Source organism: Burkholderia catarinensis, assembly GCF_001883705.2.
In the GTDB taxonomy this organism is placed as follows: Bacteria; Pseudomonadota; Gammaproteobacteria; order Burkholderiales; family Burkholderiaceae; genus Burkholderia; species Burkholderia catarinensis.
This window is the reverse complement of record NZ_MDEQ02000041.1, coordinates 29,164-45,508: the sequence shown is the minus strand read 5'-3', so window position 1 is coordinate 45,508 and position 16,345 is coordinate 29,164. Positions and strand designations below refer to the sequence as shown.

Here is a 16,345-nt window from a genome sequence, read left to right as displayed (position 1 = left end):
AGCGCGCCGAGGATCGTCGCGATCGTGAAGAACGCGAAACCGACCGCGATCGACTTGTACATCACGTCGTCGAGCACCTCGAGCGTCGGCAGGCGATCGGCGAGCACGCCGCGCTCCTTCATCAGGTAGGCGACCGACACCATCGCCGACAGCGCGAAGCTGCCGTAGCCGATGAAGTTCGCCGGCACGTGGATCTTCATCCACCAGCTCTGCAGCGCCGGCACGAGCGGCTGGATCTGCTGCGCATCGCGCGCGACCGAGTACCACATCAGGAAGCCGACCGCCGCGCTGATGACCAGCAGCACGAACGCGCCGAGCGCGCGCGTGCCGTAGTGACCTTCGTAATACAGGTAGAGCAGCGCGGTGATCAGGCTGAACAGGACGAACACCTCGTAGAGGTTCGATACGGGGATATGTCCGACGTCGGCACCGATCAGGTAGGACTCGTACCAGCGCGCCATCAGCCCCGTGAAGCCCATCAACACGGCGGCCCACGTGAGCTTCTGGCCGATCGCGGCCCCTGTTTCCGAGCGCGCGAGCAAGCCGATCCAGTAGAAGATCGTCGCGAGCACGAACAGCGCGCTCATCCACAGGATCGCCGACTGGCTCGACAGGATGTACTTGAGGAAGAACGCCGAATCGGCGCGCGCGAGATCACCCTGGTAGATCTGGATCGACAGCAGCGACAGCACGGCGATCGACGCCATCATCAGCCGGGCGGGCTTCCAGCGCCAGCCGAGCGCGACGAGCGCCGGCACGGTGCCGATCATCACCGCCCGGTCGTAGTAATCCATGTGCGCGTCGTAGTGCACGAACGCATAGCCCGCGCCTACCACGAGCGCCAGCGCGAACAGCCAGTCGAGCAGCGACAGGCGCGCGAGGAACGGACGGTCGTCGCCCAGTTCGACTGCCCGAACCTCCCGCAACGCACCTGTTTGCCGATACGGCGACGCGGCAACGGAAGCCGCATCGCCGCGAGAGGATTGCATCGCTTTCATGGTATTCACCGGAATGGAACCGCTCGGGGTTGGAAGAAAAAGAGGCGCCCCGCCCCGGGGGAGACGAGACACCTAAATGATCACCGCCGGCGCCGGCCGCCTGCCCGCCGCGCGGCGCGTGCCGCATGCGACGCCGATTCGGCGGCGCTTGCTCATTGGTTGGCCGGCGGGTTCGCCGATGTACCGGCCTCCGGCGAGTTCGTCGATGCACCGACCTCCCGCGCGTTCATCGATGCACCGGCCTCCGGCGCGTTCATCGATGCACCGGCCTCCGGCGGGTTCACCGATGCACCGGCCTCCGGCGGGTTCACCGATGCGCCGACCTCCGGTGCGTTCGTCGCTACGCCGGTTTCCGCCGGGCTCGTCGATGCACCGACTTCCGGCGGATTCACCCGTACGCCGGCCTCCGCCGGAAATGCCTCGACATAGGCCGCGACGGCGCGCATGTCCTGCTCCGTCATGTTCGCGCACACCGACTTCATGATCGCGCCGCGCGGCCGTGTCTCGGATTCCCGGAAGACCCTGAGCTGCTTCACCACGTAGTCCGCATGCTGACCGGCGAGACGCGGAAACCGGCTCATGCCCTCGCCATGCTGGCCATGACACCCGATACAGGCCATCACGCCCTTGTCCGGCAGGCCCCCCACGAAAATCGCCTTGCCCGCGTCGAGCTGCATGGGATCGCCGGCTTCGCCCGGCACCGCCTCCTGGCCTGCAAAATAGGCGGCGATCTCGTCGATTTGCCTGTCGGTCAGATGCGTGAAGCCCCACATGTACCGCTTCGCGTTCGGATCGGCACGCGCGTGGCTTTTGAAGTCGGTCAGCTGATCGACGAGGTACTCCTTGCGCTGTCCGGCCAGCTTCGGAAACATCGGCGACACCGACACGCCGGTCGCGCCGTGGCAGTTCGAGCACACCTGCAGCGCGATGGTCTTGCCCGACACCGCCGGGTTGTCGACCTGCCGCGACCGCTCCAGGTCGTGGCAACCCGCCCCGGCCAGCACCATCGCGAGCGAGACGATATGGGCCACCTTGTTCATGTCAGACACCTCCTTGCCGCAACTTCCTTCGCCTGCCGAATCGATTCCGATCGACGGCGAACCGTGCTCGCATCGCGACGCGATGCGAGATGCGCAACGCCCGCTCGCTGCGCGTGCTTCTGTCGGTCCGGTGTGCGGGAAACGCCGGACGGGATGTCAGAACGATGCGACCCATAGATAGAGAAACAGCGTGTCGTTGTCCCTCGCATTGCGCCCGTTGCCGTCAAAGTTGGTCGCCGCGCCGAGGAACCGGGTGAAGTGCGTGTATTGCAGGCCGACGCGCACGTACTGAACCGGCATCCAGAAGATTTCCGGCATCCAGCCCTGCGTATTCGGATAGAAGTTCGCGCTGGCTGCGTAGCGCGCGCTGTCCGGCGTGCCTGTCGTGTTGAAGAACGACAACGCGATGCCGTACTTGTTCTGGTAAATGTACGAGGCCTTGAGCCGAAGCGAGTTGAGATTCGCCGCTGTGTTGTCGGCCAGCACGAAATTGTTCGGATCGTGAATGTTCTCTCGCACATAGCGCGCCTGCGCGGTGACCGTGTGCGGTTCGAGCAGGTACTCGTATTGCGCGTCGAAGCCGTAGTCGCGATAACGCGTGACACCGGTGCCGAAGATCGGGAAATTGTTCGGGTCGTTCGGATAAACTTCGGCACTGAAGCCAAACGCGCCGACCATCAGGCTATGCGGCCCCCAGTCGCGCGTCAGCGCGATGCGCGCGTACGGGTTGTAGCCACGCAGATAGATCTGCGGGTGGACGGGATCCCCTGGCTTGTTCCCATGGCTCAGGAACGACCAGATGCCGTCGGCCGTACTGTATGCGGTCAGCTCGGCGTACACCAGCTTGTTCCAGTACAGGTAGGCGCCCGTGCCGACGGCCTGCGTCGCAAGGCTCCCGCCTTCGAGGAGCGGCAGGCTCGGGATTTTGGCGACCGGACTGATCGTCGACGAGATGTACGGGTAGCCCCAGGCCGGCGCGGTGTTGAATACGTCCTGCACGGTCGGGTTGTTGTGTATCGTCACGCCGAGGATCAGATCGTTCGCGCTGGTGATGATCCGGTCGACGAAGCGGAAGTCGGTGTTGTCCGACGTCCAGTGGCCTTTCCATTTCCCGCTACCGTCCTGATGATCGTAGTTTACGTAGGTGAACTGCGCAAATCCGCCGATCTTGTCGGTGATCTTCCCGGCAAGGAACACGCTCGCGAAATCGAAGATCGGCAGCGCGTTCTTCGGATTGATCTTGTTGCCGCTGGCGTCGGTGTTGCCGCGCGTCGTGCTCAGATCGCCGATGGCCATCGCCGCGATCGGAATCGTGCGCTCGCCGAGCGTATAACCATTCAGCTTGAACAAGCGCCCATACGGCGTGAGTTCCGGAAACTGTCCGCCGGCATGACACGCGACGCAGCTCTGCCCGGTCTGGCGCGCGAAGATCGGCAGCGCCTGTGCGACGGACACCTGCAGCAATGCGAGCGCCGCGAGCACGGCCATCCAGCCGCCATGCCTCCAGCGAGGACGCGCGCGATGGCCGATCAGGAACGTTGTCATGGCTGTTTCCCCCCAAGCCGTGAGTCGCCACGTTCCGACGCGACATGCGCACGTCGGACGATGCCTTCATTGTGCGAAGCGCCCACGAAAACCGGCATGGGGCGTCTCCCTCCTTACGCGGTCTGATCCCTACTCCACCTCGGCGCGTGCGGCCGCTCAGGGGACGATCCAGCCCCCGTCGGCGGAAATCTTCAGGCGATCCGGCCCGGCAAAGCGGACGATATAGCCGCCCTTCGACGCGAAGCGCTGCCCGGGTGCGAGCGTCAGGCGCGGGTAGTAGCCGGTCAGGATGCGACGCTCGAGCATGTCCTGGATGCGCTCGACGAGATACTCGCGCACGAACGCATCGACCAGATGGCTCAGCGTCTCGGCGAGCAGGCCGCATGCGAGATACGTGTCCGCCTGCACCTGCGGCGCGACCATCGGAATGCGCCGGATCGAGAACCAGCCGAACGCATAGTCGACGCGCACGCGCCGCCCTTCGGGCAGGTCGAACGGATAGGCGATGCGCGTCACGCCGCGCCAGCTCGTCGGCAGCGGCGTGTTGTCGAGCCCGCCGAGCAGCCCCGACATGAAGACCGTGTCCGACGCGGGCGGCACATGAGCGAGCGCCGCGAGGTCGGGCGGCCGCAGCCACAGCACGAGCACGTCGTCGCGCGGCATCCGGCGCAACGCGTGTGCAACGCTGTCGCCGGACGCAAGCGCGCGATTCGACACGGCGATGCCGTGCGCCTTCAGCGCGGCAGCCAGCGCGCGTGCGCCGCGCTCGCCGTTGTCGCCGCTGCGATAGACCTGCCAGACCGTCTTGACCGCTTGCGGCGGCGGCCGCGCACCGGCTTCGTCCAGGATGCGCTTCGCGATCAGGTCCGACTCGAGCAGCACGCCGCGCGAGAAGTACACGGAATAGAAATCGCGATCGGTCTCGACCGGCACTTCGACATTCGGAAACAGGCAGGGCACGGCCTCCTCTTCGCAGAAGTCGTGGACGGGCGCCCAGTTCCTGCCGCCGAGCCCCGACACCACGGCCAGCACCGGCTGCCGCGCGAGAAACTGCGTCAGCTGCGCATGCCACGTGTCGGGCGGCCCCTTCAGTTCCCACACATGCAGTTCCCAGCGGCGATTGACCATGAACATCATTTTTCGCGTGGAACGCAGCGGCGGCGTCGTGCCGAACGGAAACGCATTCTTGTCCGCGAAGTAGTGCTGCAGGACGTCGAGCATGCCCGCCCGCTTCACCGGGTCCGCGTCCGGCGTGACGATCGTCGCGAAATGCAGCACCGTGTCCGTCACGCCCGACGGCGTGCGGCGATCGAGGCGCTTCAGATAGCCGGTCAGCGCGGCCATGTCGGCGTCGCCGAGCGCGTATTGCGGCATCAGCCTGCCGAGCGGTCTGCCTTCCGGGTCGATCCCGTCGCGCACGGCGCGCGCGAGCCGTTCTTCCGTGTACGGCTCGCGGTCGGTGCGCATGCCGGGAACGTACGGGATGTCGAGATCCTCGGCGGTCTGTGCGCGTGGATGCACCAGGTAGCGCCACGTGATCGGCGGGATGGTGTTGTTGCCCTCCTTCGAGCCCAGCCCGCTGCGCCGATGGCAATTGATGCAGGCGGCGGCGGCGCCTTGCAGGCGCACGCCGTCCTGATGCACGGCTTCGAGCGGTGTGCCCGAACCGAGGATGCCGCGCTGGAAGATCGCTTCTCCCGCGTCCGTCGGCACGACGGGCGCCGCTGCCTCGCCGCCGATCGCGTGGCCCGCGCTTGCGCACAACGCGGCCAGCAACGCCCAGCGCGCCAGCCGCCCGCGCGAGGCCGGCGGGTAGGCCGCCGCGAGGGCGCGCAGTCGCCCCCGGATGCCGTTCATGGCCGTGCCGTCGGCCGGCCGGCGCCCGGCGGCGCCGGCGACACGTTCGCATCGAGCGACGCCGGACGGCGTCCGCCCGGCGAGACGGGCCGGGCGAAGAGCGCATCGTCGAGCGGCGGATTCAGCGACACCTTGTCGATGACCAGCGTGTCCTTGGTCGGCGAGGCCGCCGTTCCGCTCTCGATCCTGAGCGGGATCTGCAGGCCGTCGATGCGCTTGAAGTTGCCGTAGTTCACCTCCACCGTGAGCGGGCCGCTCGGCCCGCGCACCTGGCGGTCGGCCTTCACGTCCAGGAACGTCCGCTCGTCGATCCACACATGCCGCACCGCGCCGGAGGGCAGCTTCACAGCGAGGCGGTACGCATCGTGTCCGCCGAGCGAGTCGACGCCGTCCAGCGTCACGGCGATACCCTTCGCATCGTGGTCGATCAGCGGACCGTCGATCACCTGCTCGTCGCGCGCGGACGTCAGCTCGCCCGGCGCGTACGGCCGCAGACCGCCGCCGCCGCTCGCGCCCTGCTTCCAGCCTTCGCGACCGTCGAACACGCGCACGGCCTTCTGGTTGAGCACGGTGATCTCGAAGCGCGTCTTGTTCGGCCGCTTCATCGCGAGGATGAACGGCATGTTGCGCACGGGCGCGTTCGGGCTATCCACATGCCCCGACCAGACCATCGTCTGGACCTTGCGCCACGCGTCGATCCCGCCTCTCGCCGCGATATTCTTCTCGACGATCTGGTCCACGCCGAGGCCCTGCCCCGGCAATTGCTCGCACCCGCACAAGGCCGCCATCGCGCAGCCGGCGAGCACCCACGATCCGATCCGTCCCATGGCCGTCACCTCGTCCGGATGTCGGCCGGGTGACTCGGCGCCTTCGCGAAGGTGAGCGGCGGCTTGCCGAACATCGCGTCGTCGGCCGTCGCGTTGAGCGCGACATGCTCGATCGTGATCCGGTGCGTCTCTTTGACGCCGCTCACGACGGTCTCGAGCGTGTGCGGCATGACGAGGCCGTTCTCCTTCCTGTAATCGCGATAGAAAACGGTGACGCCATGCGTCTTGCCGTCCAGCACGCGCGGCTCGCCATCGATCTTCAGTTCGAGAAAGCTCGACGCGTCGACCCACAGGCGCCGCGCCGCGCCATCCTTCGACGTCAGCTTCAGCACATACGCGCGATGCCCTTCCACCTGCTCCGTGCCAAGCGCCTGGATCGTGGTGCCCTTGTTCGCGTAGTCGATCAGCGGACCGTCGAGTTCGGCGGATGCCGCGGCGGACTTGAGTTGCGCCGGCGTATACGGCTCGACATCGTTGCGGCCGAGGTACGGCCTGACCAGCCAGCCCTGCGAGCCGTCGTACACCTGCAGCGCGGTTTGCTGCTCGAACTCGATTTCGAGCCGGCTCTTGTGCGGACGCTTCAACGTCAGCGTGAACGGCAGCCTGACGTTCTTCTTGCCGCCCGCATCGAGCTGCCCCGTCATCCTGATCGACGACACCGCCCGCCACGCCTGCAGCCCGCCACGGGCCGCGACATTGCGCTCGGCGATCTGCGCCGCGTCCATATGCGACGCCGACGCTGCCTGCGCGTTCCCCGCCGCCGAGGCCGCGGATGCGACCTGGCCGTAAGTCAGAAAGCCGGCGGCGCACGCCGCCGAAATCGACTTGAAAAGAAACCGGTTCATGACTGCTCTCCCCGCATGCAGGCCGCCCGTTGCCGATGCGCGGCGGCATGCGCATGTATGTGATTACTCGACCACCAGCCCGTCGATATGCAGCGAATCGATCAGGATGCTGACCCGTTCGCCGCGCTTGATCGGCCCTCCCTTGTTGGAAAACACCATCCAGTATTCGTGTCCGGTCTCCAGCTGACCGGTCTGCCGCAGCGCGCCGATCTGGTCCATCACCGGAATCACGAGCATCGCGTGGCTCGTTTCGCCGTACAGATAGACGGTCGATTTCGTGTCGCCGAGCAGCCGCGCCTTCTCCGGATCGGTCACGCGGTAGCTGAAGCGGATCAGGTTGCCCGACGCGGTGCTGCGCACGTGCAGGTCGTCGATGCCCTTCGCCATCTGGTAATAGGCCTTCGCCTGCCGCGGCAGGCTCACGGGCAGGTAAGGCGAGGGCCGGCGGGCCGCCGGCCCGGCCGGCGCATCCTGCCCGGCCGCGGCCGGCTGAGGCCGGACCGCGACGAGGCAGGCGCCGCCCGCGAGCAGCAGCGCCGATGCCGTGCGCAGGGCGGCGCGTTTCATTGCAGCGCCCCGGTGATCGTCGCGGGTGTCGCCTGCGCCGGGGTCGGCACCGGCGGCCGCGGCGGCGTGCGCGGTTGCGTACGGGTCTGCGTCTGCGTCGGCGCACGGTTGCGCTGCGGCGTCGGTGCCTGCAGCAGCACACCCGACTGCGGCCGCGCGAGCGCCGGAGACTGCGTCAACGCACCGGCCGGCAGCGGCCGCGCTGCCGGCGCGAACCGCGGCGCACCCGCAAGCGGCCGCCTCAGCGCCGGGGCGTGGATCTGCGTCAGCGGCCCGAGACCGTTGAGCAGGCCCGCGATCCCGCCGGCGCCCAGCGGGGCGAGGACGCCCAGGCCGGACGGCTGGCCGCCCAGTGCCAGCGGGTCGATCGGCGCACCGCCACCACCAAGCAGGCCGCCGAGCAGGCCGGGCGCCACGTACTCGACCGCACCGATGTCGTAGCCGTTGGCTTGCGGCCGCGGCGTGCCGAAGATGTCGTGCTTCGGCGCGCCGGATCCCGTAGCCGCCCCGATCGCCGGCGACGTGCCCTTGATCGAGTAGTTGCCCATCATCACGTTGTAACCCGCACTGCCCGGCGTGAGCGCCTCGTTGAACAGCGACAGCGGCCCGTACGACATGTTGATCCACTGGTTGCCTTCATCGGGCGTGGCCGTCGGCATCAGGCCGAACAGCGGGTTCGGCATCACCGCGTCGGCAATCCCGGGCGGCACGGCAAAGCCGTTCCCGCCGGCTTCCGGCGGCACCCGCGAACCGTTGCAGTACTGGCCCACCGTCTGCGGATCCGCGGCGATGTTGGTCGCGCCGTAGCCCGCCGTGCTGGTCATGATCGAGTGCCGCGGGTTCATGGTCAGCCCGGACTGGTGATTGGCCGGCCCGGTGTCGCCGTACGCGCCGATATCCCAATAGACCGGCGGCGTCTGGCCACCCGTTACGCAGAAGCCTGTCGACTGCCCCTTCTGGTTCAGGACCGGATTCAACGTGACCGCGTTCTGCACGCCGGGTATGTTCGGGTTCGGCTGCGAACTCACCGAGATGTAGAACGAGCGGTTTTGCCAGAACAGGTTGTTGGTCAGCACCGGGTTCGAGAACTTCGTGCAGTTCGGCGCGTTCTCGGGACACCTGACGTGCCCCTTGAAATTCGCCGGCGGGACGAACGCCGCCATCAGGTTCTGCGTATGAGTCGTCGTCTCCAGCCCGGCCGGCTGCTGCGTCGATGCCTCGATGAAGCTCGTACACGTCGAGTCCGCGCTGTTCGGGCTGCTCGTGCATCCCGGCGGCGGCACGTTCGACTGTGACGCGGCCGGTGTATTGAAGAGCACGCCCGCCGACGCCGTCGCATCGTTCGCGATCACCGTGTTGTTGATGAAGTTCACGCGCACCGCATCCTGCAGCGACACGCCGCCGCCCGACCAGCCGGCCACGTTGTCCGCGATGATGTTGTTGATCACGCGCACTTCGTACCACTTGTTCGGGTTGCCGAGGTTGCGTTGCACGTCCGTGCCGTTGACGTTCTGCAGCCGCAGGCCGCCGCCCTTCCCGCTTTCCGCGGTATTGCCCATGATCAGGTTGCCGTCGATCACGAGATCCGGGCCGATGCCGTCGGACAGTTGCGGCGCGCAATCGACGTCGACGAGGGAGTTCTCGCAGAACGTGCCGTCGGGCGGCACGCCCTGCGCGATGATGCCGCCGCCGTACGTCGGAAGCGTCGGGTTGTTGCTCTGGTTGAACAACACCACGTTGTGCGACAGGTCGCCGTTGTAGCTGAACCCGAAGTGCGCGACGCCGCCGCCGTCACCGCCGCTGATGTTGCCGCATACCCAGTTGTAGTTGAAGCGGTAGTAGTCAGCGCCCGAGCAGATCGTCACGCCGCCGGCCGCCGACGGCGTGGTCGAGTTGATCTCGTCGCCGTACGACGCGTTCCCCGTCACCGCGTTGTGGTGAACGTTGACGAACGTGTTGTACATGAACGGCAACTGCGTCACGCCGTCCGCGGCGATGGTGCCGTCCGGCACTTCCACCTGGCCGACCGTGATGCCGCCCGACAGCGTGCCGGCATTGCCGGTCACGCGGTTGTTCGATACCTCCGTGTAGTGGTTCCAGCCATGCAGGAAGATCCCGCCGCCGCCCTGCGAGCTGTTGGTGACCGTGATCCCGTCGATGCGCGACGGGTTGCACAGGAAGTTGCTGTAGTTCGGGTTGTTCGGGTCCGTCGTGCAATCGTGCTTCGTGAGCAGCGTGCAGACGCCGTTCGCGGTGCAGTTCGTGCTCGGCTGCACGCCCTTGGCCAGCACCGTGATGCCCGCGCCTTCATACGCGCCCATCAGCGACGGCTCCATCAGCAGCTCGCCCAGGTTGCCGTTTTGCATACCGTCCCAACCGACGGTCGGCTCGAACGGGATCGGATCCACGTGCCCCTGCATCTGCGTCGAGCATTGATAGGTGCCCGACGGATCGTACGGGTTGTTGGTCGACGAGATCGGCTTCGTCGGATCGTACGCGGCCGAAATCACCCCGCCATTGAGCGACGTGCCGAACAGGCACGCGATCAGCCTGCGCCACGGATCGAGCTTGCCGGACGGATGCGTGTTCGCATTGACCGTCACCGACGCGGCACCGACGCCTTGCAGCCGCACCGGCTTCCACATCACCAGCATCTCGTTGTACGTGCCCGGACCGACGACGATCATGTCGCCCGCGCTCGCATTGTTGATCGCGGTCTGGAGCGCATTGCTCGCGCCGTTCTCGCCGCTCACGTAGGTCGGCGCCTTGCCGCCGATCGTCACCGTGATCGCATCGATCGACCGCTTGCCGTTGTCGGCCGTGATCACGAGCTCGCCGCACTGCGTCGCGGGCGCACCCATCTGCTGGATCGTGCAGGTCGACGGCACCGTCAGCGACGGGAGCGCCGGAATGCTCAGGTCGGGCGCGAGGACGACGATCTTCGAGTCGCTCCACGACACGACCGTCGCGTTGACCCCCGCGATCGTGACCTTGCCCGAGCCCTGCTTGCCGCCGAAGCCGTAGTGGCGCGTGATGAACTTCTGGTTGAACGGCGCCGTGCTCTGGTTCGGTCCCGTGTAAGCATGGTTCGGCACCTGCTGGTCGCCCAGCGCGGTGATCGTCAGCGGCTTGCCGGGTGCGCTGACCCACGGGCCCGCACCGGCGCCGATCGTGTCGCCGGTCACGCTCGAGATCGCCGGCGTTGCATCCGGATACGCGCAATCGGGCTGGTTGTAGCCGTCGGCGAAGGCCTGCACCGGCACCACCGGCGTATCCATGTACTGCGTCTGTCCGGGCATGAACGGAATCTCGTAACAGAACTGGCTGTATGCCGGGTTGTACAGCGGGTCCGACATCGTCTTGCCGGGGTGCTTCGGATCGGGGATCGGGCCCGGATCGTTCATGCATGCCACCATCATCGTCGGTGCATAACCGGTCGGGTTCGGGGGATTCACTTCCCAGGTCGAGAACGTCAGTCCGTTGTAGATGCCCCATTGATCCGAGTAGGTGCGCGAGATTTCGTTGCCGGAGAAATCCTTGAACGAGATCGGCACGTTCGGCACCGCGAACTTTTCACCGAACTGCGGCGAATACGGATCGAACTCCGACGAGAAGTCGTCGAGCATGAAGCCCGTGTAGTGCGCGCTGACGTGTGTCGAGCTGAAGATCCAGAACTTCGCGAGCACCGATTCCTCGTCGGTGAGCATCACCTCCTTGCGGTCGCACAGATGCCGGGAAGCGCCCGCGAACGGCGCGACTTCCTTCGATCCCGGGAACAGGCTCATGTAGTCCGGCACGATGCGCAACTCGCCGACGCACGGCCAGAACCGCTCGACGCTGCCGGTGTCGCCTTCGGCATGCGGCGTCGAACCGAGGTTCGTGGTCATGTTCTGCGCGTTGTTCTGGTTGTACGTCGAGTTCACCGCGGCCTGGTCGGGGAGGATGAAGATCGCGCCGATCCCGCCGAACTGCTGCGTCACCGGGGCGATGTAGTTGTCGCCGATCAGGATGTTCTTGTCTTCCTCCTTCACCAGTTCGTAGCCCGGCGGCACGATGATCTCGACCACGTACTTGCCGGCAGGCAGCATCGGCGTGCCGTCGACGGGATTCTTCCCGACGCAGATCGTGCAGTTCGACGCGACCGGCTTGCCGCTCGAATTCGTCGCCGTCACGCTCGGGAACTTGTACATCCCGTCATACGGCGCCGGCTGGATCTGGTTGAACACATGCATGCCGTCGTAGCACTTGTACTGCGCGTTCGCGGGCAGTTGGCGATGTTGCGGATCGAGCCAGTTGGTGCTGTTCTTCAGCGTGAAGTAGAACGGGTCGTTCGGATCCTGGCCCGGGCAGTTCATGTTCGGCGTCACGCCGTCCGCGCGGAAGCCCTGCGCCCAGTCGTCCCAGCTCGCCGTCTTGGTCGTATCGACCAGCGTCAGGTTGGTGGTGCCGTCCGTCGCCGTGCCCTCCTGGTACAGGTTCACCGTGACGTTCGGCACGTTGGGGGTCCACTTCGTGTGGATCAGCAGCGTCGGATCGTCGAACGGCCGCGTCGACGCATAGATCACCTCGCCGCGTATCCCGCCGTTCTCGCCCTTCGCGAACGGCGCTTTGCCGAACTCGATGAACGAGTTCTGGCCGGAGAACCCCTGCCATGCTTCCGAGGTCACCCAGGGCGGATCGACCCGCCCGGTCGAGCCGTTGCCGGCCGACGCGCAGTCCGCGTCCGCGCAATACCGGGCGCCCGGCACCTGCAGGTTCGACGGCAGGGGCACGGTTTCGACCGTGTTCGCGAAGTTCGCGGCCACCGTCGAGTTCCCGCTGCCGGGCACGCCGGTGCCGTCGACCGGACCGCCCGCGTCATACACCACGTGCGTGCCGGTCGTCTTGAAGCGCGTCAGGTCATCGTCGACCACATACCAGTTGAACAGCGGAAACACTTCGTTGAACGGCGCGTAGCCGTTGCCGTCCGTATTGTTGAAAGTCGCGACGCTGCCGTCGCGGAACCGCAGGTTGGTCGACGCCAGCGCGACGCCGGGATCGTCCGGATGCGAGATGCCGTCGCCGTGCAGGTCGATGAAGGTCCGCGTATAGAGGTTCGTCTGCCACTGCAGCACCGACAGGTCGCCCAAGTCGACCGTCGTGCTCCCGTTGGCCGCGGGCAACTGGACCGCCTTGGCCAGCCCGTCGACGATCTGGTCGTTCCATTGATCGAACACGGTGATGCGCGTCGTGCCGCTCGGCAGGCCGCTGATCGTGAACCGGCCCTGGCTGTCGCATTTCGTGAAGCCGTAATCCTCGCCGTCCGGATCGCCGACGCTCACATAGCATTGCGAGAACGCCAGCGAATCGTGCGACCCGCTGCTGTACAGGGTCTCGTTCGGCGGGCGGCCGTAGTGCAGGTTCGTCACGCGGCCCGTGATCGTGTTCGGGCATGCGCCGGTGTCGCATAGCCCGGTCTTGGCCGCGTTGGTCCTGCGCGCGTTGATGGTCTTCGGATTCGCGAAGCCGATCGACACGTGATAGCCGGCCGGCCCGAACTCCTGGAAGTACGCGGGCCCGCCGACCTTGATGAACGCGTCGTGCGCCTTCTGTCCGTCGAGCGTGTTGGTCTGCAGCCATTCCTCGCCGCGGCCGATCCGGTCGGCCGCCGGCGTCGCGATCACGCCGTAGCGGCCCGGCATCAGGTTGGCGATGACGGCCTGGCCGACGAGCGGCGACAGCGTCTTGCCATCCGATTCGTATTTCGGGCAGGTCGGAATCATGCCGACCATGCCGTCGGTCGCCGTCGAGATCGGGCACGCATTGAGCCCGGTGAGCGGGTCGACGGTGCCCTGCAGCGAGTTCGACAGCGGCATGTTGAACATGTCGTAGGTCATCTGCCCGGTCGGGTCGCCGGTGCCGCCGGCATCGTCCCAGAGCTTGACTTCGAAGCCGCCGAGGCCCGGCTCGCGGGCCGTGCCGAAGCCGTCGGTCCCGCCGCTGACATCCACTTCGCCGTTGAGCGGCGCATCGTCCTCGAACACGAACACCGACAGCTTCGCGGTCTGGTACGGCGTTTCCGTCAGCAGCACGTTGAGCTGCCCGGCCTGTCCGGCGGCAGTCTGCCCTGCCTTCGCGGCCGTGATCTGAGCGGGCGAAATCGGCGCGCCGCCCATGCCGTGGCCGCACTTGCCCGTGCCCGGCGCGAAATCCGCGCCGCTCGGACCCGACGGGCAGTCGAGCGCGATGCTGAATTGCCGCGTGGTGTTGGGCGGCACGCCGCCGCCGTTCGTGAACGTGTTGCCGGCGTCGCCCGGCAGGATCGAGATGTAGTAATGCTTGGTCGGATCGAGCGCCACGTACTTCGGATCGACCGGCGCCTGTTGCGAGACGTTCGGGCCGGTGCGGCACACGCCGTTACCGACGTCGCACACGGTCGCCACGTGCGTGTTGGAGACCGGGTCGTACACGGTCTGCCCGGATTCGCACGCCACGGTGCCGACGCAGCCCGCCGCCACCACCGGCATGTAGCTCGTGTGGAAGTTCGTGCCGAGACTCGGAACCGGCAGCGGCGGGCAGTTCGCCGGCCGCGACGTCGCCGAATTCACCTGGCAGGCCGGATCGATCTGCATCGTGCGGTCTTCCTCGATGATCCAGCGATAGTCGGTGAGCTTGACCGCCTTGTTCGGCGCGGTCGCATCCGGCGCCATGCTCGGCGCATCCATCACGTTCACGACAAGCCCGCTGCCGGGATTGAAGGTCACGGTCACCGTCCCTGCATTCGCGCTCGTCTGCTTCTGCGTATTGGTGACCTTGTACTGGAACGTCATCGTCTGCGCGGACGCGCCGTTGCCGGCCAGCGGCGGCGTCGTCGGCACCGCGGTAAACGATCCGTCCGGATTCAGCGTCACGGTGCCGTTCGTCGCGCTCGACGCGACGATTTTCGCGGTGAGCGGCAACCCGGCCGGATCGCTCGCGCTGGCGAGCACGCCCGGCGCGCCGATCTGGATTTGCGACGCGATGTTGCTCGCGAAACTCGCATTGCCCGCCGTGGGGACCGACAGGCACTTGTTGCTCGTGGTGCAGGCGGTCAACGTCACCTTCGCCGTCACCGGCGGCGTGCCGTTGGTCGACTGATAGACGAAACTGTCGTTCGTCGCGCTGCTCGACAGATACGTGAACGTACCGTCCGCATTCAGCTTGAGCGTGCCGCTCGCGGGCGGCGTCTGGACCTTCACGCCGTACACGCCGGAGTCGCTCGCGATCACGCCCTTGGCCGGATCCGACACGGTGAGCGTCGTGCCCGGCACGAAGTAGTAGTTCGCGCCCGCGGCGGTCGGCGTTTCGCCGATGCCGGCGGTCGCCGACGGTACGGCGTTGTTGACCGCGATATAGCCTTGCATCCCGCCATCGCGCAGATTGTTGGTCGACAGGCTCAACTCGCGGTCGTACACCGGCATCGCACCCGCGGCCGGTGCGTTCACCATCACGTCATAGGTCTTGCCGGCCGCCATGAACACGGCGTTCTGGATGTGCGCGGCGCCGGGCAGCACGTTGCCGTCCTCGGCAATCAGCGCGAAGCCGGGAACGGACGGATTGCCCGTTTGCGCGCCGACCACGGCCGGAACGTGCATGCGCAGCCCCGCGTTCACCAGGCGCACGAGCACCTGCCCGGTCGACGCCGGCACGGTCGCGCTCGGCGCAAAGGCCGACGCGTTCGGGTTGGTGCGATCGAAGGCAACGCCGTTGATCAGGTAATAGCGCGGATCGTAGTTCACCACCGGCGGATAGCAGGTGCCGAACGTGACCGACTTCGAGTCGCCGCACCCGCCGGGCTGCCCCGACCATGCGGCGGTTTCGCTGAAGCCCTTGGTCGCGACGGCCGCGGCGACCGCGGCATTCTGCACCGGATCGATCTCGCCCATCACGAGCGGCACGTCGGCGTCATAGCAGGACGCCGTGTTCGGATAGGCCTGGTTCGTCGATGCGCACGTCGAACTGGGCACGCTCGGGCTCTTCACCACCAGCACCCCGTAGAGGCCCATCGGCCCCTGGATCGACGGGTGCGTGCCCGACTCGAGCAGGTAGGTGCCGGGCTTGAGATTGGCCCAGGTGAGCGTCGTGTGCGATTTCGGATCGGTCGACGACACCACCTCGGTCCCGAACGACTCGACGCGCGGCCCTTGCGCGGGCGGCACGAACGATGCCATCGGCGCGGTCGAGGTCGCCGTGACGATCGGCCAGGTCGTGGCGGTCTGCGTCGGATGGGGCGGGCTCGGCATGGCCGTCGGCTTGTCGCCCAGACCGCCGCCGAGCTGGCCGACGATGACGAGCGAAGTCGGCACGGGCGCCGGCAGGTTGTTCGTCAGGTTGATCTGCAACTGCCCTGCCGGCACGGTGATCACCACCGGCGACCAGTTCGCGCCGGCGGCCGGATTCGCCGCCGCGCAGGTGGCATTCGCGGCCGGCACCGTCGCGACGGCGGCCGGCGTGCAGCTGTAGCCCCACATCGGCACGGACTGCCCGTCCGGCATCAACGCCGTGGACGCCTTCGCCGTCAGATTGACGACCGATTGCGCGAAACATGCCTCGCCTGCCGTCAGCAACATGGATGCCGCGACCCCCGCCTTGAACAGATCAAGGAGCGTCGCCGTGAGCTTGGTGGATCTCATCGCCTTTCTCCCCAC

At 66.8% G+C, this 16,345-nt stretch carries 8 protein-coding genes; all 8 read right to left on the bottom strand.

Annotated elements, in window-relative coordinates; translation table 11 throughout:
• On the bottom strand, positions 1–998 hold a 998-nt coding region (locus tag BFF94_RS35180; protein WP_246637486.1), incomplete at its 3' end, for a cytochrome c biogenesis protein.
• A 152-nt stretch (positions 999–1,150) separates the two neighbouring features.
• Positions 1,151–2,038: a c-type cytochrome gene (locus BFF94_RS35175; protein ID WP_246637485.1), complete on the bottom strand. Its 888-nt coding sequence runs from the start codon at positions 2,036–2,038 to the stop codon at positions 1,151–1,153.
• Positions 2,039–2,194: 156 nt separating this feature from the next.
• Positions 2,195–3,583 (bottom strand): cytochrome C, encoded by a 1,389-nt coding sequence (locus BFF94_RS35170; RefSeq protein ID WP_128846920.1) that lies wholly within the window; start codon positions 3,581–3,583, stop codon positions 2,195–2,197.
• 156 nt (positions 3,584–3,739) lie between these two features.
• Positions 3,740–5,440 carry a c-type cytochrome gene (locus BFF94_RS35165; protein ID WP_219140393.1) on the bottom strand — a complete coding sequence of 567 codons (1,701 nt, stop codon included), beginning with the start codon at positions 5,438–5,440 and terminating at the stop codon, positions 3,740–3,742.
• Positions 5,437–6,267, bottom strand: a complete 831-nt coding sequence (locus tag BFF94_RS35160) for a LolA-like protein (protein ID WP_128849040.1) — start codon at positions 6,265–6,267, stop codon at positions 5,437–5,439. The genes BFF94_RS35165 and BFF94_RS35160 overlap by 4 nt, the downstream gene beginning before the upstream one ends.
• A 5-nt stretch (positions 6,268–6,272) precedes the next feature.
• A complete protein-coding gene (locus tag BFF94_RS35155; protein WP_201260451.1) occupies positions 6,273–7,112 on the bottom strand; it encodes an outer membrane lipoprotein-sorting protein in 840 nt (279 codons plus the stop codon).
• A 63-nt stretch (positions 7,113–7,175) separates the two neighbouring features.
• Complete coding sequence (locus BFF94_RS35150) at positions 7,176–7,679, bottom strand: hypothetical protein (RefSeq protein WP_219140392.1); 504 nt, start codon at positions 7,677–7,679, stop codon at positions 7,176–7,178.
• Positions 7,676–16,330 carry a choice-of-anchor Q domain-containing protein gene (locus tag BFF94_RS35145; protein WP_219140391.1) on the bottom strand — a complete coding sequence of 2,885 codons (8,655 nt, stop codon included), beginning with the start codon at positions 16,328–16,330 and terminating at the stop codon, positions 7,676–7,678. Before BFF94_RS35145 ends, BFF94_RS35150 begins: the two co-directional genes overlap by 4 nt.
• Positions 16,331–16,345: the final 15 nt, after the last annotated feature.

Bases quoted from the DNA above. Each gene is read 5' to 3' on its own strand.
- BFF94_RS35145 (WP_219140391.1), bottom strand. From the start codon at position 16,330: ATGAGATCCACCAAGCTCACGGCGACGCTCCTTGATCTGTTCAAGGCG.
- BFF94_RS35165 (WP_219140393.1), bottom strand. From the start codon at position 5,440: ATGAACGGCATCCGGGGGCGACTGCGCGCCCTCGCGGCGGCCTACCCG.
- BFF94_RS35175 (WP_246637485.1), bottom strand. From the start codon at position 2,038: ATGAACAAGGTGGCCCATATCGTCTCGCTCGCGATGGTGCTGGCCGGG.
- BFF94_RS35160 (WP_128849040.1), bottom strand. From the start codon at position 6,267: ATGGGACGGATCGGATCGTGGGTGCTCGCCGGCTGCGCGATGGCGGCC.
- BFF94_RS35150 (WP_219140392.1), bottom strand. From the start codon at position 7,679: ATGAAACGCGCCGCCCTGCGCACGGCATCGGCGCTGCTGCTCGCGGGC.
- BFF94_RS35155 (WP_201260451.1), bottom strand. From the start codon at position 7,112: ATGAACCGGTTTCTTTTCAAGTCGATTTCGGCGGCGTGCGCCGCCGGC.
- BFF94_RS35170 (WP_128846920.1), bottom strand. From the start codon at position 3,583: ATGACAACGTTCCTGATCGGCCATCGCGCGCGTCCTCGCTGGAGGCAT.